Here is an 18555-nt window from a genome sequence, read left to right on the forward strand (position 1 = left end):
CCCGAGCGCCGCGCCGGCAAGAGCGCCCTTCCCGCCTGGTGGCAGAAGTCCCGGCCCGGCCGATAATGCCGGACAATGCCGGGCCATCCGGGATAGCCCCCGGACCTCGACCCTCTTCCGGTATCAAACCCCTTGTAACCCCCTGTCAGAACCACCCGTAACGACACAGCCGGGTCGCCCCGGCGTCAGCCGGGGCGAAATGCCCCGCTCCGCGGCCGCGTCCAGGGATCGGCTTGCCCCGCCCGCCGGATCGGTGCTATCGCGACGGATCGGTTCACTGCGCGGGCGAGCATGCTGAAACAGGTCTGGACCAACCTTGTGCTGCCGCTCCTGGGGCGCCCCTCGCGCTTTCAGGTGGCGGCGCTGTGCCATCGCCGCGCCCCGGCGGGCGATGCGCCCGAGATCCTGATGATCACCTCGCGCGAGACCGGCCGCTGGATCCTGCCCAAGGGCTGGCCGAAGGCCGGGCATGGCGCCGCGGACATGGCCGCCCAGGAGGCCTGGGAAGAGGCCGGGGTCCGGGCCGGCCTTGTCCGCCCCGATCCGGTTGGGCGCTATCGCTATACCAAGCGGCTCAAGGGCGGGGTGCCGGTCGCCACCGATGTCGAGGTCTTCGCCGTCGAGGTCGCGGCGCTGGACGACTTCTTTCCCGAGAGCGCCGAGCGCCGCCGCCGCTGGATGAGCCCGGCCGAGGCCGCCGAGGCGGTCGAGGAACCCGAACTCAAGGCGCTGCTGGGCAGCTTCTCCGCCGGTTTCCCGGCCTGAACCGCCCGGCCCTCCGCGCCCGCGCAGACTTCCCCGAAAGGCCCCGCCAGAGATGTCCGATACCAGCAAGCCCGATCAGTGGCGCACGCTCGACAAGGATCTGAACCGGCTCTCGCGGGTGGAATATGCCACGATGCATGTCTCGCGCCCGCTGGTGGGCGTGGGCGTGTCGCTGGCCTTCATCCTGCTGGCCGCGCTGGCGGCGATGGTCATGATCGGCCAGACCCCCGGCATGCTGTTCGTGGTCGCCGCGGCGGGGTTCGGGGCCTATATGGCGCTGAATATCGGCGCCAATGACGTGGCCAACAACATGGGCCCGGCGGTGGGCGCGAATGCGCTGTCGATGGTGGGCGCCATCGCGATCGCGGCGATCTGCGAAACCGCGGGGGCGCTGATCGCGGGCGGCGACGTGGTCTCGACGATTTCCAAGGGCATTGTCGATCCCGAAAGGGTGGCGGATACGCAGGTCTTCACCTGGGCGATGATGTCGGCGCTGCTGGCCGCGGCGATCTGGGTGAACATCGCCACCTGGCTGGGCGCGCCGGTCTCGACCACCCATTCGGTGGTCGGCGGCGTGCTGGGTGCGGGGGTGGCGGCGGCGGGGCTGAGCGCCGTGAAATGGCCCATGATGGGCGCGATCGCGGCCAGCTGGGTGATCTCGCCGCTGATGGGGGGCGTGATCGCGGCCATGATCCTGGCCTTCATCAAGTGGCGCATCATCTATGTCGAGGACAAGATCGCCGCCGCGCGGGTCTGGGTGCCGGTGCTGATCGGGCTGATGGCAGGGGCCTTCGCGACCTATCTGGCGCTCAAGGGCCTGTCGCGGGTGGTCAGCATCGGGATGGGCCATGCGCTGGTCATCGGGCTTGCCGTGGGTCTGGTCTGTCATCTGCTGGCGATCCCGGCGATCCGGCGCCAGGCGCGCGGGATGGAGAACCGCAACAAGTCGCTGAAGACGCTGTTCGCCTTTCCGCTGGTGGTCTCGGCGGCGTTGTTGTCCTTTGCCCATGGTGCCAATGACGTGGCCAATGCGGTGGGGCCGCTGGCGGCGATCGTGCATGCCCAGCAGGAGGGGGCGGTTTCCGGTCAGGTGTCGATCCCGGTCTGGGTGATGGTGATCGGGGCCTTCGGCATCTCGTTCGGGCTGGTGCTGTTCGGTCCCAAGCTGATCCGGCTGGTCGGCAGCCAGATCACCAAGCTGAACCCGATGCGGGCCTATTGCGTGGCGCTGTCGGCGGCGGTGACGGTGATCGTGGCGTCCTGGCTGGGCCTGCCGGTCAGTTCCACCCATATCGCGGTGGGGGCCGTGTTCGGCGTGGGATTCTTCCGCGAATGGCATGCCGAGCGCCGGGTGCGGGCGATCACGCAGGCCCGCCCGCCCGCGAAACGCCTGCCCGAGGCCGAGCGGCGCCGCCGCAAGCTGGTGCGCCGGTCGCATTTCATGACGGTGGTCGCCGCCTGGGTCGTGACCGTGCCGGCCGCCGCGCTGCTGTCGGGGCTATTCTTCCTGGCGCTGAGCGCGCTGCTGGGCTGAGGGGGTCAGACCGTCCCGCCCGCATCCAGCCGGTCGAGCAGGCCCTGCGCCTCGGCCAGGATCGTCGCGCGGCGGTCGGGGGGCATCCTGTCCCAATTGCGGTAGATCGGCCCCATCCGGGGATTCGCGGCAAAGCGGTCGCGGTGGCGGTCGAGGAAATGCCAGTAGAGCAGGTTGAACGGACAGGCCCCCTTCCCCGTCTTCTGACGGACATCATATTGGCAGGACCGGCAATAATCCGACATCCGGTCGATATAGGCCCCGGACGAGACATAGGGCTTGGACGCGACGATGCCGCCATCGGCGAACTGGCTCATGCCGATGGTATTGGGCACCTCGACCCATTCATGGGCATCGGCATAGACGGCCAGATACCATTCATGCAGCGCGCCCGGGTCGATGCCTGCCAGCAGCGCGAAATTGCCGGTCAGCATCAGCCGCTGGATATGGTGGGCATAGGCGTCTTCCCGGGTCTGGGCGATGGCCTGGGCGATGCAATTCATCTGCGTCCCGCCCCCCCAATAGAGCGGGGGCAGCGGGCGGGTGTGGGTCAGGGCGTTGCGGGTGGGATAGCCGGGGCCTTCGCGGAAATAGATGCCGCGGACGAATTCGCGCCAGCCGAGGATCTGGCGGATGAAGCCCTCGACCGCGTTCAGGGGCGCCCGGCCCGCGCGGTATTCGGCCTCGGCCCGGCGGCAGATGTCCAGCGGGTCCAGCAGCCCGGCATTCAGATAGGGCGAGAGGAATGCGTGGTTCAGGAAGCGGTCGCCTGTCAGCATCGCGTCCTGCGTGTCGCCGAAGCCCGGCAGGGCGGTTGTCAGGAAATGCGCAAGGGCGGCTTCGGCCTGGTCGGCATCGGTGGCGAACCAGAACGGGCGCAACTGGCCGAAATTGTCGGCAAAGCGGGTTTCGACGAGGGTCAGCACCTCCTGCACGATGTCGTCGGGGTCGAAGCGCAGGGGGCCGTGGCGGAACAGGTCGGGGGCGGCGGGCTTGCGGTTCTCGGCATCGTAGTTCCACTTGCCGCCCGCGGGGGCGCCGCCCTCCATCAGGAGGCCGGTCTTGCGGCGCATCTCGCGGTAGAAATATTCCATGCGCAGCGATTTGCGCCCCGCGGCCCAGGCGTCGAATTCGGCATGGCTGGCGATGAAACGGTCATCGGGCAGTTGGCGCAGCGCCAGCGGCAGGTCGGACAGCGCCGCGATCAGCCGCCAGTCGCCGGGTTCGGTGGCCAGCACCTGATGCGCGCCTTCGGCGGCGGCGCGGCGCAAAAGCTCGCCCGGGATCGACTGGGTGTTGCCGGGATCGTCCAGCCGCGTATAGGCGACGCGCCAGCCAGCGGCGGCCAGCCGGGCGGCGAATTTGCGCATGGCGGCGAAGGTGAAGGCAAGTTTCTTGGGGTGGTGGCGGACATGGGACGCCTCGGCCATGACTTCGGCCATCACGACAAGATCGCGCGCCCTGTCCGCCGCCCGCAGCGCCGAGAGGCCGGGCGAAAGCTGGTCGCCCAGGATCAGGACAAGGCGGGCTACCATGGCACGGGCGCGCCCGACCAGTCGAAGAAGCCGCCCGTTGCGCTTGTGTCGAGGCCTTCGATAACGGCCAGCAGGTTGGCCGCGGCCTGATCGGGCGGCACGGTCGGGTGGCGGGCGGCATGCGCGGCGGTGAAGGGCGTGGCGACGGTGCCGGGATGGAGGGCTGCGCAGATCGCCCGGGGATGGGTGCGGGCAAGCTCGATCGCCGCGCTGTGCAGCCCCTGGTTCAGCGCGGCCTTGGCCATGCGATAGGCATACCAGCCGCCCAGCCGGTTGTCGCCGATGGACCCGACCCGGGCCGACAGCGCGGCAAAGACCGCGCGGCGGTCGCGCGGCATCAGTCGGACAGCATGTTTCAGCACCAGAAGGGGGCCCGCGGCATTGACGGCGAAGTGATGGGCCAGCGCCTCGGGCGTCAATGCCCTCAACGCCTTTTCGGGGGGATGGCCCGCGCCGTTCAGAACGCCGGTGGCGACAAGGATCAGGTCGAACGGGCCGGTCAGCGCGCCAAGGCAGCGGGCGATGCTGGCCTCGTCGGTGACGTCCAGCGCGTGTTCGCGCCGCGACAGGGCCGTGACCGATGCGCCCCGGTCGGCAAGCGCCGCGCAGAGGGCGGCGCCGATCCCGCCCGACGCGCCTATGACAAGGGTCCGTTTCATCGCGGCCAAGCTAGGGCAGCGGCGGGCGGCCGCAAGGCCCGGCGATTCCGCTTTCCTTTGGCGTTTGCATGCCTATACTGCGCGGCATGGAACATCAGGCCCATATCCTTGCCGCCGCCCGCGCCCCGCGCGCGCTGCCGCTTGGCCTGCTGCTGCTTAGCCGCCTCTGAGCGTGCCGTTCCGGCGCGACCGCTCAGAGGATCCCGTTCCGCGCCAAGACCCTTCCGGCTAAGACCAACACGAGAGTTCTCACCATGACCGACCAGACCGAACAGGACCGCGTCCTGATCTTCGACACGACCTTGCGCGATGGCGAGCAAAGCCCCGGCGCGACCATGACCCATGACGAAAAGCTGGAAATCGCAGCCATGCTTGACGAGATGGGCGTCGACATCATCGAGGCGGGGTTTCCGATCGCCTCGGAAGGCGATTTCGAGGCGGTGCGCGACATCGCGAAACAGGCGAAATCGGCGGTGATCTGCGGGCTGGCGCGTGCCAATTTCGCCGATATCGACCGCGCCTGGGAAGCGGTGAGCCATGCGAAACGGCCGCGCATCCATACCTTCATCGGCACCTCGCCCCTGCATCGCGACATCACCAAGCTGACGCAGGACGAGATGGTAGAGAAGATCGCCGCGACCGTGACGCACGCCCGCAACCTGTGCGACAATGTCCAATGGTCGCCGATGGATGCGACGCGGACCGAACGCGATTACCTGTGCCGGGTGGTCGAGACCGCGATCAAATGCGGCGCCACCACGATCAACATTCCCGACACGGTGGGCTATACCGCGCCGCGCGAAAGTGCGGACCTGATCGCGATGCTGCTGGAGCGGGTGCCCGGCGCCGATCAGGTGATCTTTGCCACGCATTGCCACAACGATCTGGGCATGGCGACGGCGAATGCGCTGGCCGCGGTCGAGGCGGGCGCGCGGCAGATCGAATGCACGATCAACGGGCTGGGCGAGCGCGCGGGCAATACCGCGCTGGAAGAAGTCGTCATGGCGCTGAAGGTCCGGAACGACATCATGCCGTTCCGCACGGGCATCGACACGCGGCGGATCATGGCGATCTCGCGCAAGGTGGCGACCGTGTCCGGGTTCCCGGTGCAATACAACAAGGCCATCGTCGGCAAGAACGCCTTTGCCCATGAATCGGGCATCCATCAGGATGGCGTGCTGAAGAATGCCGAGACCTTCGAGATCATGCGCCCCGAGGATATCGGGCTGAACGCCACCAATCTGGTGATGGGCAAGCATTCGGGCCGGGCGGCGCTGCGCGCGAAGCTGAAGGAGTTGGGCTTCGATCTGGGCGACAACCAGTTGAACGACGTCTTCGTGCGGTTCAAGGCGCTCGCCGACCGCAAGAAGGAGGTCTATGACGACGACCTGATCGCGCTGATGCGCGACAGCGAGGCGGACCTGGACCATGACCGGGTGCAGGTGAAATTCCTGCGGGTGATCTGCGGCACCGAGGCGCCGCAATCGGCCGACCTGATCCTGTCGATCGACGGGGTGGAACAGCGGGTCACGGCGCAGGGCGACGGGCCGGTGGATGCCACCTTTGCCGCCGTCAGGGCGCTGGTGCCGCATCACGCGCATCTGGAGCTTTACCAGGTGCATGCGGTCACAGGCGGCACCGATGCGCAGGCCACCGTCAGCGTGCGCCTGCAGGAGGATGGCCATATCGCGACCGGGCAGGCCTCGGATACCGATACGGTGGTGGCCAGCGCCAAGGCCTATGTGAACGCCCTGAATCGGTTGGCGGTGCGGCGCGAAAAGACCCGGCCGGACGAGGCGAAGGCGGCGGTCTGAGTCGCGAGGGTTGGTCCCGGGGCGGGGTGCCTTGCCCTGCCCCGGGAAAGCGAATGTTGGAAAAGTGAAAGCCGCGGGCGGGGATTTCCGGGTCTTGACCGGGCCGATTGTTCGAATAGTGAAAGCGGCGGAATTGTGCCGTCGGGGCTGTGAATGCGCCCTTTACCGGCGCGGGGCCGCAAGCCTATAAGGTGCACGGCCCGCCGGACGGAATCGCGGGCCGTTTCCTCTTTCATCGGGTGGCCCGGCACATGGTAGGTTTTGGCGGTCTGTTCTCGTCGGATATGGCGATCGACCTCGGCACGGCGAACACGCTGGTCTATGTCAAGGGCCGCGGGATCATCCTGAACGAGCCTTCGGTGGTGGCCTATCACGTCAAGGACGGGCGCAAGCAGGTTCTGGCGGTCGGCGAGGATGCCAAGCTGATGCTGGGCCGCACGCCCGGCAGCATCGAGGCGATCCGGCCGATGCGCGAGGGCGTGATCGCGGATTTCGACGTGGCCGAGGAGATGATCAAGTTCTTCATCCGCAAGGTCCACAAGCGCACCACCTTCACCAAGCCCAAGATCATCGTCTGCGTGCCGCATGGCGCGACGCCGGTCGAGAAACGCGCGATCCGGCAATCGGTGCTGTCGGCGGGTGCGCGGCGCGCGGGGCTGATCGCGGAGCCCATCGCGGCGGCCATCGGGGCGGGCATGCCGATCACCGATCCGACCGGCAGCATGGTGGTCGATATCGGCGGCGGCACGACCGAGGTGGCGGTCCTCTCGCTGGGCGACATCGTCTATGCGCGCTCGGTGCGGGTGGGCGGCGACCGGATGGATGACGGCATCATCAACTACCTGCGGCGCCAGCAGAACATCCTGATCGGCGAGGCCACGGCGGAACGGATCAAGACCTCGATCGGGTCGGCGCGGATGCCCGATGACGGGCGCGGCGCGTCGATGCATATCCGCGGCCGCGACCTGCTGAACGGGGTGCCGAAGGAGATCGAGATAAACCAGGCGCAGATCGCCGAGGCGCTGTCCGAGCCGGTGCAGCAGATCTGCGAGGCGGTGATGACCGCGCTGGAGGCGACGCCCCCCGATCTGGCGGCCGATATCGTGGATCGCGGCGTGATGCTGACGGGCGGCGGCGCGCTGCTGGGCGAGCTGGACCTGGCGCTGCGCGAGCAGACCGGGCTGGCGATTTCGGTGGCCGACGAGTCACTGAATTGTGTGGCGCTGGGGACCGGCAAGGCGCTGGAATATGAAAAACAGCTTCGGCATGTGATAGATTACGAAAGCTGAACCGGACGGCCGCGCGCGCCGCAAGCGAGGCAGACTTGGCCGCTGACCGCAATTCCGAACTGGACTATGCCCGCCCGATCCGGCGCATCCTGATCGGGGGGCTGGTCTTTGTCCTGCTGGCGGTGTTCGTGCTGTGGCGGGTGGACAGCCCGCGCGTGGAACGGTTCCGCGCCGCCCTGGTGGATGCGGTGGTGCCGAGCTTCGACTGGGCGCTGGTGCCGGTCACGCGCACCGCGCGGCTGATCGAGGGGTTCCAGTCCTATGCCCGGCTTGCCGAGCAGAATCAGGAACTTCGCCGCGAATTGCGCCAGATGATGGCCTGGAAGGAAGCCGCGCTGCAGCTTGAGCAGGAGAATGCCAAGCTGCTGGATCTGAACAAGGTTCGGCTGGATCCGCGGCTGACCCATGTCACGGGCGTCGTGCTGGCGGATTCGGGCTCGCCCTTCCGGCAGTCGGTGCTGCTGAACGTGGGGGCGCGGGACGGTATCCTGGACGGCTGGGCGACGACCGACGGGCTGGGGCTGGTGGGGCGGATCGCGGGGGTCGGCAAGACCACCTCGCGGGTGATCCTGCTGACCGATTCGAACAGCCGCATCCCGGTGACGATCCAGCCCTCGGGTCAGCGCGCGGTTCTGGCGGGCGACAATTCGGGCGCGCCGCTGCTGGATTTCGTCGAGGACCCGGCGCAGGTGCGGCCCGGCGACCGGGTCGTGTCCTCGGGCGATGGCGGGGTGTTCCCGGCGGGCCTGCTGGTGGGGCATGTGGCGCTGGGGCGCGACCAACGGCTGCGGGCGCGGCTGGCGGCGGAATATGACCGGCTGGAATTCCTGCGCGTGCTGCGCAGCCATGCGGGCGAGGTGATCCGCGATGCAGGCGGGCTGGTGGTGCCCGCACCGATCGGCCCGGCCCCTGCCCCGATGCCCGCCGCAGCGCAGGAGGCGGGCGATGGTTGATCCGTTGACGCTGGACCGCTGGGTCTATCGGCTGGTCTTCGGGGCGGTGGCGGGGGTTGTGGTCTTCGTGCAGCTCCTGCCGCTGGAGGCGCGGGCCGAGATCCTGCCCGGGCCGGAATGGATGCTGTGCCTGACCTTTGCCTGGTTGCAGCGTCGGCCCGACTACCTGCCGCCCTGGCTGATCGCCTGCGTGTTCCTGATGCTGGACCTGCTGCTGATGCGCCCGCCGGGGCTGCTGACCGCCCTGGCGCTGATCGGGGCGGAGTTCCTGCGCGCGCGCCAGCAGGTCTCGGTCGAGACGCCGTTCGGGCCGGAATGGCTGTTGACCGGGGGCACGATCGGTGGCGTGTTCCTGGTCTACGGGATGGTGCTGGCGCTGTTCGGCGTGCCCGAGATGCAGTTCGGGCTGTTGGCGGTGCAGGCCGTGTTGACGGTGCTGGCCTATCCGCTGGTGGCGCTGGCCACGCGCTACCTGTTCATGGTGCGCCGGGTGACGCCGGGCGATCTGGACCCGCGGGGGCTCAGGCGATGAAACGCTCGTCCAGGGATACCGAGGAAAGCAACCGGCGCATCGGCCGGCGCGCGCTGGTCTTTGGCGGTGCGCAGGCGGTGCTGGTGACGGCACTGGCGCTGCGGATGCGGCATCTGCAGGTCACCGAGGCCGATACCTACCGGATGCTGGCCGAGGAGAACCGCATCAACATCCGCCTGATCCCGCCGATCCGCGGGATGATCTATGACCGGGCGGGCCATGTCGTCGCCGAGAACGAGCAGAATTATCGCATCGTGGTGGTGCGCGAGGATGCCGGAGATGTCGAGCAGACGCTGGACCGGCTGATCCGGCTGGTGCCGCTGGACGAGGAGACGATCGAGCGGGCGATGCGCGAGATCAACCGCCACAGCCCCTTCGTGCCGGTGACGGTGGCCGACCGGCTGCATTGGGACGATGTGGCGCGGGTAGCGGTGAATGCCCCGGCCCTGCCGGGGATCAGCCCCGAGGTGGGGCTGTCGCGGCATTACCCGCTGGGCCCCGATTTCGCACATCTGGTGGGTTATGTCGGGCCGGTCTCCGAACAGGATCTGGCGCAGCGGGAAACGCCCGACCCGCTGTTGCGGATCCCGCGTTTCCAGATCGGCAAGACCGGGGTCGAGGCGAAATACGAGGACCGGCTGCGCGGCAAGGCGGGCACGCGGCGGATCGAGGTGAACGCGGCGGGCCGGGTGATCCGCGAACTGGACCGGATCGAGGGCCAGCCGGGCAGCGACCTGCAACTGACCGTGGATGCGGGGTTGCAGAACTTTGCCCAGGCGCGGCTGGGCGAGGAAAGCGCGGCCGTCGTGGTGATGGATGTCGAGCGCGGCGACCTGCTGGCGCTGGCCTCGGCGCCGAGCTTCGATCCGAACCTGTTCGTGCGCGGCATCTCGGTTGCCGATTACCGCATGCTGACCGACACCCCCTATCGGCCGCTGTCGAACAAGACGGTGCAGGGCGCCTATCCGCCGGGCTCGACCTTCAAGATGATCACGGCGCTGGCCGCGCTGGAGGATGGCGTGATCCGGCCCGAGGATACCGTCTGGTGCCCCGGCCACCTGACGCTGGGCAGCCGCCGGTTCCATTGCTGGAAGCGGGGCGGGCATGGCCATGTGAACCTGGTGGAAAGCGTCGAGCAATCCTGCGACGTCTATTACTACGATATCGGCCAGCGCGTCGGCATCGACAAGATCGCCGCGATGGCGCGCAAGTTCGGCCTGGGCGAGGCGTTCGACCTGCCGCTGTCGGCGGTGGGCGAGGGGCTGGTGCCCGACCGGGCGTGGAAGCGCGCGCGCCGGGGCGAGGAATGGCGGATCGGCGACACGCTGAACGCCTCGATCGGGCAGGGCTATGTGCTGTCCACGCCGCTGCAACTGGCGGTGATGAGCGCGCGTCTGGCGACCGGGCGGGCGGTGGTGCCGCGGCTGGTCAAGTCGATCGACGGGGTCGAGCAGCCCTCGGGCGCGGGCGAGCCGCTGGAGGTGAACCCGGCCAATCTGGCGCGGATCCGCCGCTCGATGGATGCGGTGGTCAATTCCCGGCGCGGCACGGCCTATAGCAGCCGCGTGGTCACGGCCGAGATGGCGATGGCGGGCAAGACCGGCACCAGCCAGGTGCGCAACATCACCGCCGCCGAACGCGCGGCGGGCGTGTTCCGCAACGAGGACCTGCCCTGGGAGCGGCGCGACCATGCGTTGTTCGTGGCCTATGCGCCGGTCGAGACGCCGAAGATCGCGATCGCGGTCGTGGTCGAGCATGGCGGCGGCGGCTCGACCGCGGCGGCCCCCATCGCACGCGACATCATCCTGCGCGCGCTGCATGGCGATGTGCCGCCGCTCTCGGCCTATCCCGACCGGCAGCGCTGGCAGATCGAGGAGCGGTTGCGCGGCCTGCGCCTGCGCGATCCGGGCAGCGGCCCCTCTGGCGGGCGCGGGCGGGCATGAGCTATCTGGAATATACCGTCAAGCGGGTGCCCACCGGGCCGAGCAAGGTGCTTTACCTGAACTGGGCGCTGGTGCTGCTGCTATGCGCGGTGGCCTCGGTCGGATTCCTGATGCTGTATTCGGTGGCGGGCGGCAATGTCGAGCGCTGGGCCGAGCCGCAGATGAAGCGCTTCGCGCTGGGGCTGTTCGCCATGTTCGCGGTGGCCTTCGTGCCGATCTGGTTCTGGCGCAACATGGCGGCGCTGGCCTACGGGCTGTCGGTGCTGCTGCTGGTGGCGGTCGAGTTCTTCGGCGAGGTCGGCATGGGCGCGCAGCGCTGGATCGACCTCGGGTTCATCCGGCTGCAACCTTCGGAAGTCATGAAGATCACGCTGGTGATGATGCTGGCGGCCTATTACGACTGGCTGGACATCAACAAGGTCTCGCGGCCGCTGTTCGTGCTGATGCCCGCGGCGCTGATCCTGGCGCCCACCGCGCTGGTGCTGAAACAGCCCGATCTGGGCACCGCGATCCTGCTGCTGGCGGGCGGCGGGATCGTGATGTTCCTGGCTGGGGTGCACTGGCTTTACTTCGCGGTGATCGCGGGGGCGGGCGTGGGCGCGGTCGCCGCGGTGCTGTCGAGCCGCGGGACCGAGTGGCAATTGCTGAAGGATTACCAGTTCCGCCGGATCGACACCTTCCTCGATCCCGCGAGCGATCCGCTGGGCGCGGGCTATCACATCACCCAGTCCAAGATCGCGCTGGGCTCGGGCGGCTGGTCGGGGCGCGGTTTCATGCAGGGCACGCAGTCGCGGCTGAACTTCCTGCCCGAGAAACATACCGATTTCATCTTCACCACGCTGGCCGAGGAATTCGGCCTGCTGGGGGGCGTGTCGCTGCTGGCGCTTTATGTGCTGATCCTGGTCTTCTGCATCAGCGCGGCGCTGAAGAACAAGGACCGCTTCTCGTCGCTGCTGACGCTGGGGATCGGGGCGACCTTCTTCCTGTATTTCGCGGTGAACATGTCGATGGTGATGGGGCTGATGCCGGTGGTGGGGGTGCCCCTGCCGCTGGTGTCCTACGGGGGGTCGGCGATGCTGGTGCTGATGGTGGGCTTCGGGCTGGTGCAGAGCGCGTATATCCATCGCCCGCGGGGGCGCTGATGTCGCTGGTCCTGTTTTCCGCCCGCGACGGGCTGTGGGAGGCCTATCGCGCGCCGCTGACCCGCGCGCTGGAGGAGGCGGGGGTGGCGGCGCGGATCGTGACCGGAACCGATGCGCCCGGCGCGGTGGATTACATCGTCTACGCCCCGAATGACGGCCTGCGCGATTTCGCGCCCTTCACCCGCTGCCGCGCGGTCCTGAGCCTGTGGGCCGGGGTCGAGCGGATCGTGACCGATCCGACGCTGACCCAGCCCCTGTGCCGGATGGTCGATCCGGGGCTGGAGGAGGGCATGGTGGAATGGGTGACGGGGCAGGTGCTGCGCCATCACCTGGGGCTGGACCGGCATCTGCTGCGCCGCGCGCCGGTCTGGGACCCGGTCGTGCCGCCGCTGGCGCGCGAAAGGCGGGTGGCGGTGCTGGGGCTGGGCGCGCTGGGGCGGGCCTGCGCGCAGGCGCTGGCAGGGTTGCGGTTCGAGGTGGCGGGCTGGAGCCGGACGCCGCGCGAGATCGGGGGGATCGCCTGCCATCACGGCGCGGCGGGGCTGCGCGCGGTGCTGGAGCGTGCGGACATCGTGGTGCTGCTGTTGCCGCTGACGGCGCAGACCGAGAACCTGATGGATGCGGAGCGGCTGGGCTGGTTGCCGCCCGGCGCGGTGCTGATCAATCCGGGGCGCGGGGCGCTGGTGGAGGATGCCGCGCTGCTTGCGGCGCTGGATGCGGGGCGGCTGGGCCATGCGACGCTGGACGTGTTCCGCACCGAGCCGCTGCCTGCGGGGCATCCGTTCTGGACCCATCCCAGGGTGACGGTGAGCCCGCATGTCGCGGCCGAGACGCGGCCTGAAACGGCCGCCCGCGTGATCGCCGAGAATATCCGGCGCGGCGAGGCGGGCGAGCCGTTCCTGCATCTGGTGGACCGCGCGCGGGGCTATTGACGGGGCGGCTGGTGACGGGGCGCTCCCGCCCCCGGGCCGCGCGGGGCATGCGCCCCGCGCGGCCCGGCGTTGGGGGTAGCGCCCGCTGACGCGGGCGCGCGCTCCGCGCGGGGGTATTTGGACCAGGAAGAAGAATCAGCGCAGGCGCGGGGGGGCGTCGGGATCGGCCTGCCCGGATGGCGGGGAAGGCGGGGGGGCGAGGTCGATGCGCAGGCCGATCCGGGCAAGGCGGGCGGCGTCGGGATGGTCCGCGGCGAGGAAGGCGATGTCGAGTTCTGCCTCGTCGAGGCCGCAGAAGCGCAGCGCCTCGGCAGCGGCGCGGGCGAGCGCGGTTTCGGCGCCGGGGCGGGGGTCGAGGAAGGCGAGCACGAGGCCATGGCTGCCATCCTCCTGGCGCAGCCCGGCGAGGCAGGCGCAGGCGGCAAGGCCGGTGGCCGTGGCAAGGCAGCGGTCGAGCGCGGCGAGGAGCGGCGCGGGCAGGTCGGGCGGCGGGGTCGGCGTTCCGGCCGCGAGCATGCGCGGTTCGGGCGCGGGGGCGAGCATGCCGGCCCACCAGTCGATCGCGTCGGGGGGCAGCAATTCGCCATCTTCGGTGCCGAGATTGATGCCGAGGCCGAGCCCCTGCCCGGCCAGGAGCTCCGCCAGCGCCCGGCCCGGCAGCGCGGCATAGGGGGCGGGTTCGGCGGTGAAATCGGTCAGCCGCGTCGCGCGGTCGAAGGCGAGGACGACGGGGCCCGTATCCAGCCGGAAGACGCGGGGGGCGAGGCGGTCCCCGGCCGGTTCGCGGTCGAGCAGCAGGTAAAGCTCGCTTGCGGAAAGCGCGCCATACCAGCGCAGCCGGGGGGAGGGATCCTCGGGCGCGGCGGCCATCGCGCGATGGGCGAGATCGAGGGCGGTGGGGTCGGTCATGCGGGCAGGCTCCGGGGTCGGGGGGCGGGAGGGCTGGCCCCTGCCCTGTCCGCGCGCGGCATGGGGTCGTCCTGGGGGCATCTACCCGTCGGCAATGGCGGGCTTCTACGCCTCTGCGCGCCGATGGTCCAGCGGCCCGGGCGGCGTGTCGCGGGGGGGGCGATCACGCGGCACTCGCCGGCCCGTGAGGGGACGGGGAAGTGACTCGGGGGCGCGGGGGCGCTATATGCTGGGGCCGAAGCCGCATGGCGGCGCCCTTGCAATGGAACGCCCGATGCTCCGGCAGATTGTCATTTCCACGCTCGTGATCGCGCTGACGCTGGCGCTGTGGGTGGCCTTCGTGCCCTCGGCGCGGCCGGTGCTGGACCGGCTGGGCCTGGCGGGGCTGTTCGGGATCGAGGCGACCGCGCCCGGGCAGGAGGCGGCGGGGCCGCGGCGGGGCGGCGCGGTTTCGGTCGTGGTCGAGCCGGTGGCCGAGGGGCGGATCAGCGACCGGGTGGCGGCGATCGGCGACGGGCGGGCGCTGCGCACGGTCAATGTGCGCGCGCGGGTGGCGGGCGAGGTCGTCGAGATCGGCACCGGGGACGGCGCCTTTGTCGAGGAAGGCAGCCTGATCCTGCGGCTGGAGGACGAGGCCCAGCGGATCGCGCTGGAACGCGCCCGGCTGGTGCTGGCGGATGCGCGCGACGAGGCGGCGCGGCTGGGCCGCCTGGAGACCACCGGGGCGGTGACCGAGGTCAGCCGCCGGGCCGCCGATCTGGCGCTGCGCTCGGCCGAGCTGGCGCTGCGCGAGGCCGAATTCGCGCTGGAGCAGCGCAGCCTGCTGGCGCCGGTCTCGGGCTGGGCGGGGGTGCTGGACCTGGCGGTGGGCGACAGCGTGTCGGCGCAGGAGCCGGTGGTCACGATCACGGATCGCACGCAGATCCTGATAGATTTCCGCGTGCCCGAGCGGGTGGTGGGCCAGGTCGCGACCGGCATGGCGCTGGAGGCGCGGCCGCTGTCGATGCGGGGCACGGTGCTGGAGGGCACGGTTCAGGCCATCGACAACGTCGTGGACCAGGCGAGCCGGACCATGCGGGTGCAGGGGCGGCTGGACAACGCGGCGGATCTGTTGCGCGCGGGCATGGCCTTCGAGGTGGTGCTGCGCTTTCCCGGCGAGGTGCTGCCCTCGGTCGATCCGCTGTCGGTGCAATGGTCGGCGGAGGGCGCCTATGTCTGGGTGGTGCGCGAGGACCGGGCCGAGCGGGTGCCGGTGACGATCCGCCAGCGCAGTGCCGATGCCGTTCTGGTCGAGGCCGCGCTGGAGGTCGGCGAAATGGTCGTGGTCGAGGGGGTGCAGATCCTGCGCCCGGGCGCCGAGGTGCGGATCGTGGCGCCGCAGGCCGCGCTGGCCGGGGATCGCGCGGCGCCGCTTTAGCGAAAGGAGCCTGCCATGCTGGAGGAAGCGACGCGCGCCGCCGAAGGGGGAGGCCCCGCGCTGTTCGTGCGCCGGCCGATCCTGGCGCTGGTGGTCTCGGCCCTGATCGTGCTGGCGGGGTTTGCCGCGCTGTTCGGGGTCGAGGTGCGCGAATTGCCCAATGTGGACCGGCCCGTGGTCACCGTCACGACCGATTTCCAGGGGGCGGCGCCCGAGACCATCGACCAGGAGATAACGGGCCGGATCGAGGGCGCGGTGGGCCGGGTGGCGGGCGTGCGCTCGATCTCGTCGAATTCGCGCTTCGGGCGCAGCCGGGTGACGGTGGAATTTTCCGAAAGCGTCGATATCGACGTCGCCGCGACCGATATCCGCGACGCGGTGGCCCGGGTCGAGGGGCAGTTGCCGACCGGGGCGGATGCGCCGCAGGTGGTCAAGGCCGATGCCGATGCCCAGCCGGTGATGCGGGTCGGCGTCACCTCGTCGCGGCGCAGCGCGCAGGACCTGACGCAGATCGTCGAGGACCGGGTGCTGGACCGGATGATCTCGGTCGAGGGGGTGGCGGATGTGCGCGTCTATGGCGACCGCGAGCCGATCTTTCGCGTCGATATCGACCAGGCGGCGCTGGCCAGCCGCGGGCTGACGCTGGCGGACATGGCGCGCGCGCTGTCGGATGCGGGGTTCAACGCGGCGGCGGGCGATCTGGAAGGTGCGCGGCAGTCGATCAATGTGCGCACGACGGCGATGGTCGCCTCGCCCGAGGCGTTCGAGGATCTGCGCATCGCGCCCCATGTCGAGATCCGCGACGTGGCCCGCGTGACGCTGGGCCCCGCGCCGAACGAGACGGTGCTGCGCGCGAACGGGCAGACCGGCATCGGGCTGGGCGTGATCCGGCAGGCGGGCAGCAACACGCTGGACATCTCGCGCAATGTGCGTGCGCTGGTGGCCGAGCTGGACCGCACCCTGCCCGAGGATCTGGACATCTTCGTCACCTCGGATGACGCGATCTTCGTCAATGGCGCGATTGCCGAGGTGCTGAAGACGCTGGGGCTGGCCATCGCGATCGTGGTGGCGGTGATCTTCCTGTTCCTGCGCGATGCGCGCGCCACGCTGATCCCCGCGCTGACCATGCCGGTCGCGCTGATCGGGACGCTGGCGGCGATCTACCTGGTGGGGTTCTCGGTCAATATCCTGACGCTGCTGGCGCTGGTGCTGGCCACGGGTCTGGTGGTGGATGACGCCATCGTGGTGCTGGAAAACATCGTGCGCCGCCGGGGCGAGGGGATGGGGCCGCGCGCGGCGGCGGTGCTGGGCACGAAACAGGTGTTCTTTGCGGTGGTGACGACGACGGCGACGCTGGCCGCGGTCTTCGTGCCGCTGTCCTTCCTGCCCGGACAGGCGGGGGGGCTGTTCCGCGAGTTCGGCTTCACGCTGGCGATTGCGGTCGGGATCTCGTCGGTGGTGGCGCTGACGCTCTGTCCGGTGCTGGCCAGCCGGCTGTTGCGTGCCGACGGGGAAAAGAAGGCGGGGCGCAGCCCGGTGGGCTGGCTGGGGGCGGTGCTGGCCGGGATCTATGCGCGGACGCTGCGCGGGGCGCTGGCAATGCCCTTTGTCGTGGTGCTGGTCGCGGTGCTGTTCGCGGCGACCGCCGTGCTGGTGGCGGGCGGCATCCGGCAGGAGCTGACCCCGCGCGAGGATCGCGCCGTGGCGCTGCTGCGGGTCAGCGCGCCGCAGGGCGTGTCGCTGGACTACACGCAGGAAAAGATGCTGGCCATCGAGGAAGCGGTGGCGCCCCTGCTGGAGACGGGCGAGATCACCGGCACTTTCGCGATCTCGGGGATGGGCACGGCCAATTCCGGCTTCATGGTGTTCCGGCTGGCCGATTGGGGCGAGCGCGCCCGCAGCCAGGACGAGATCGTGGGCGAGATCAACGCCAAGCTGCGCGAGATCGTGGGCGTGCGCGCCTTCGCGATCCAGCCCAATTCGCTGGGGATTCGCGGCGCCGGGCGGGGGCTGAGTTTCGCGATCACCGGCGACAGCTATGAGCGGCTGGCCGATCTGGCCGAGACGCTGGTCGAACGGATGCAGGACGATCCCGCCTTTGGCGAGGTGCAGTTGGAATACGAGACCACGCAGCCGCAATTGTTCGTCGAGATCGACCGCACCCGCGCCGCCGATCTGGGCATCGACATCACCGGGCTGGGCGATGCGTTGCGGGCGATGCTGAACGGGCGGACGGTGGGCTCGGTCTTCATCGGCGACCAGAGCTATGACATCCAGATGCTGTCGAGCGCGAACCCGGTGAACGATCCGGGCGATCTGCAGAACATCTATGTGCGCACGGGCGACGGCCAGATGGTGCCGATGTCGAGTTTCGTGCATCTGGAGGAACGCCCCGTCGCCCCGGAACTGGACCGCGAGAACCAGGGCCGGGCGGTCAAGATCGCGGCCGGGCTGACCCCCGAACTGGCGCTGGGCGAGGCGCTGGTGCGGGTCGAGGCGCTGGCCGCCGATCTGATGGAGGAGCAGAACCGCATCGTGCCGCTGGGCGAGGCGGCGACGCTGAACCAGACCAATGCGGGGCTGCTGATCATCTTCGGCTTTGCCATCGCGGTGGTCTTCCTGGTGCTGTCGGCGCAGTTCGAAAGCTTCATCTCGGCGATCGTGGTGATGTCGACCGTGCCGCTGGGGCTGGCCTGCGCGGTCTTTGCGCTGATGCTGACCGGGCAAAGCCTGAACGTCTATTCGCAGATCGGGCTGGTGATGCTGATCGGGATCATGGCCAAGAACGGCATCCTGATCGTCGAATTCGCCAACCAGTTGCGCGACGGGGGCGCGAGCGTGGCGCAGGCGGCCCATGATGCGGCGACGATCCGGCTGCGGCCGGTGATGATGACCATGGCCTCGACCGTGCTGGGCGGCGTGCCGCTGATCCTGTCCGCGGGCGCGGGCGCCGAGGCGCGCGAGGCGCTGGGCTGGGTGATCGTGGGCGGGCTGGGTCTGGCGACGCTGTCCACGCTGTATCTGACGCCGGTGGTCTATCTGCTGCTGGCGCGCTTCTCGAAACCGCGGGCGGAGGAAAGCAAGCGGCTGGCGCGCGAACTGGAAGAGGCGCTGGCGGGCTGACGCGCGGG

At 69.7% G+C, this 18555-nt stretch carries 14 protein-coding genes; 11 read left to right on the top strand and 3 right to left on the bottom strand.

Translation table 11 applies throughout. The annotated features are described in order from the left end of the window. The first annotated feature begins 291 nt into the window (after positions 1-291). Positions 292-765, top strand: coding sequence for an NUDIX hydrolase (locus EV216_RS05085; protein ID WP_132693984.1), 474 nt, complete (start codon positions 292-294; stop codon positions 763-765). 52 nt (positions 766-817) lie between these two features. Then, on the top strand, positions 818-2299 hold the full coding sequence (locus tag EV216_RS05090) for an inorganic phosphate transporter (RefSeq protein ID WP_132693985.1): 1482 nt from the start codon (positions 818-820) through the stop codon (positions 2297-2299). Between the two features lie 5 nt (positions 2300-2304). Here the strand turns inward: EV216_RS05090 and EV216_RS05095 are convergent, their stop codons facing one another. After that, positions 2305-3834 carry a cryptochrome/photolyase family protein gene (locus tag EV216_RS05095; RefSeq protein WP_132693986.1) on the bottom strand — a complete coding sequence of 510 codons (1530 nt, stop codon included), beginning with the start codon at positions 3832-3834 and terminating at the stop codon, positions 2305-2307. Next, positions 3828-4493: an SDR family NAD(P)-dependent oxidoreductase gene (locus EV216_RS05100; protein ID WP_132693987.1), complete on the bottom strand. Its 666-nt coding sequence runs from the start codon at positions 4491-4493 to the stop codon at positions 3828-3830. The genes EV216_RS05095 and EV216_RS05100 overlap by 7 nt, the downstream gene beginning before the upstream one ends. Before the next feature lie 254 nt (positions 4494-4747). On the opposite strand from EV216_RS05100, the gene EV216_RS05105 reads away from it, so the two are divergent. The 7 genes from EV216_RS05105 (at position 4748) to EV216_RS05135 (ending at position 13098) form a co-directional block, all read left to right on the top strand. After that, positions 4748-6307: a 2-isopropylmalate synthase gene (locus EV216_RS05105; protein WP_132693988.1), complete on the top strand. Its 1560-nt coding sequence runs from the start codon at positions 4748-4750 to the stop codon at positions 6305-6307. Positions 6308-6558: 251 nt separating this feature from the next. Then, positions 6559-7596, top strand: a complete 1038-nt coding sequence (locus EV216_RS05110; protein ID WP_132693989.1) for a rod shape-determining protein — start codon at positions 6559-6561, stop codon at positions 7594-7596. 35 nt (positions 7597-7631) lie between these two features. Next, complete coding sequence (gene mreC / locus EV216_RS05115) at positions 7632-8549, top strand: rod shape-determining protein MreC (protein ID WP_132693990.1); 918 nt, start codon at positions 7632-7634, stop codon at positions 8547-8549. Further along, on the top strand, positions 8542-9081 hold the full coding sequence (locus EV216_RS05120; protein ID WP_132693991.1) for a rod shape-determining protein MreD: 540 nt from the start codon (positions 8542-8544) through the stop codon (positions 9079-9081). Before mreC ends, EV216_RS05120 begins: the two co-directional genes overlap by 8 nt. Continuing rightward, positions 9078-11024, top strand: a complete 1947-nt coding sequence (gene mrdA / locus EV216_RS05125) for a penicillin-binding protein 2 (RefSeq protein ID WP_132693992.1) — start codon at positions 9078-9080, stop codon at positions 11022-11024. Before EV216_RS05120 ends, mrdA begins: the two co-directional genes overlap by 4 nt. Beyond that, entirely contained in the window at positions 11021-12166 is a 1146-nt protein-coding gene (rodA, locus tag EV216_RS05130) for a rod shape-determining protein RodA (protein ID WP_132693993.1), read from the top strand. Before mrdA ends, rodA begins: the two co-directional genes overlap by 4 nt. Next, entirely contained in the window at positions 12166-13098 is a 933-nt protein-coding gene (locus EV216_RS05135) for a 2-hydroxyacid dehydrogenase (RefSeq protein WP_132693994.1), read from the top strand. The genes rodA and EV216_RS05135 overlap by 1 nt, the downstream gene beginning before the upstream one ends. A 135-nt stretch (positions 13099-13233) precedes the next feature. On the opposite strand, the gene EV216_RS05140 is transcribed toward EV216_RS05135, so the two are convergent. Next, positions 13234-14007, bottom strand: a complete 774-nt coding sequence (locus tag EV216_RS05140) for an SseB family protein (RefSeq protein ID WP_132693995.1) — start codon at positions 14005-14007, stop codon at positions 13234-13236. 274 nt (positions 14008-14281) lie between these two features. Between EV216_RS05140 and EV216_RS05145 the strand changes: the two genes are divergently transcribed. Together EV216_RS05145 and EV216_RS05150 are read left to right on the top strand one after the other, a co-directional pair. Further along, positions 14282-15424, top strand: a complete 1143-nt coding sequence (locus EV216_RS05145) for an efflux RND transporter periplasmic adaptor subunit (RefSeq protein WP_132693996.1) — start codon at positions 14282-14284, stop codon at positions 15422-15424. Between the two features lie 15 nt (positions 15425-15439). After that, a complete protein-coding gene (locus EV216_RS05150) occupies positions 15440-18547 on the top strand; it encodes an efflux RND transporter permease subunit (protein WP_132693997.1) in 3108 nt (1035 codons plus the stop codon). Positions 18548-18555: the final 8 nt, after the last annotated feature.

The sequence above is a fragment of the Rhodovulum steppense genome (assembly GCF_004339675.1).
Taxonomy (GTDB): Bacteria; Pseudomonadota; Alphaproteobacteria; order Rhodobacterales; family Rhodobacteraceae; genus Rhodovulum; species Rhodovulum steppense.

What these genes read in the sequence shown, in the direction of transcription:
- EV216_RS05120 (WP_132693991.1), top strand. Translation starts at nt 8,542, where the DNA reads ATGGTTGATCCGTTGACGCTGGACCGCTGGGTCTATCGGCTGGTCTTC.
- EV216_RS05100 (WP_132693987.1), bottom strand. Translation starts at nt 4,493, where the DNA reads ATGAAACGGACCCTTGTCATAGGCGCGTCGGGCGGGATCGGCGCCGCC.
- EV216_RS05090 (WP_132693985.1), top strand. Translation starts at nt 818, where the DNA reads ATGTCCGATACCAGCAAGCCCGATCAGTGGCGCACGCTCGACAAGGAT.
- EV216_RS05105 (WP_132693988.1), top strand. Translation starts at nt 4,748, where the DNA reads ATGACCGACCAGACCGAACAGGACCGCGTCCTGATCTTCGACACGACC.
- EV216_RS05110 (WP_132693989.1), top strand. Translation starts at nt 6,559, where the DNA reads ATGGTAGGTTTTGGCGGTCTGTTCTCGTCGGATATGGCGATCGACCTC.
- EV216_RS05085 (WP_132693984.1), top strand. Translation starts at nt 292, where the DNA reads ATGCTGAAACAGGTCTGGACCAACCTTGTGCTGCCGCTCCTGGGGCGC.
- EV216_RS05095 (WP_132693986.1), bottom strand. Translation starts at nt 3,834, where the DNA reads ATGGTAGCCCGCCTTGTCCTGATCCTGGGCGACCAGCTTTCGCCCGGC.
- EV216_RS05135 (WP_132693994.1), top strand. Translation starts at nt 12,166, where the DNA reads ATGTCGCTGGTCCTGTTTTCCGCCCGCGACGGGCTGTGGGAGGCCTAT.
- EV216_RS05150 (WP_132693997.1), top strand. Translation starts at nt 15,440, where the DNA reads ATGCTGGAGGAAGCGACGCGCGCCGCCGAAGGGGGAGGCCCCGCGCTG.
- EV216_RS05140 (WP_132693995.1), bottom strand. Translation starts at nt 14,007, where the DNA reads ATGACCGACCCCACCGCCCTCGATCTCGCCCATCGCGCGATGGCCGCC.
- mrdA (WP_132693992.1), top strand. Translation starts at nt 9,078, where the DNA reads ATGAAACGCTCGTCCAGGGATACCGAGGAAAGCAACCGGCGCATCGGC.
- EV216_RS05145 (WP_132693996.1), top strand. Translation starts at nt 14,282, where the DNA reads ATGCTCCGGCAGATTGTCATTTCCACGCTCGTGATCGCGCTGACGCTG.
- rodA (WP_132693993.1), top strand. Translation starts at nt 11,021, where the DNA reads ATGAGCTATCTGGAATATACCGTCAAGCGGGTGCCCACCGGGCCGAGC.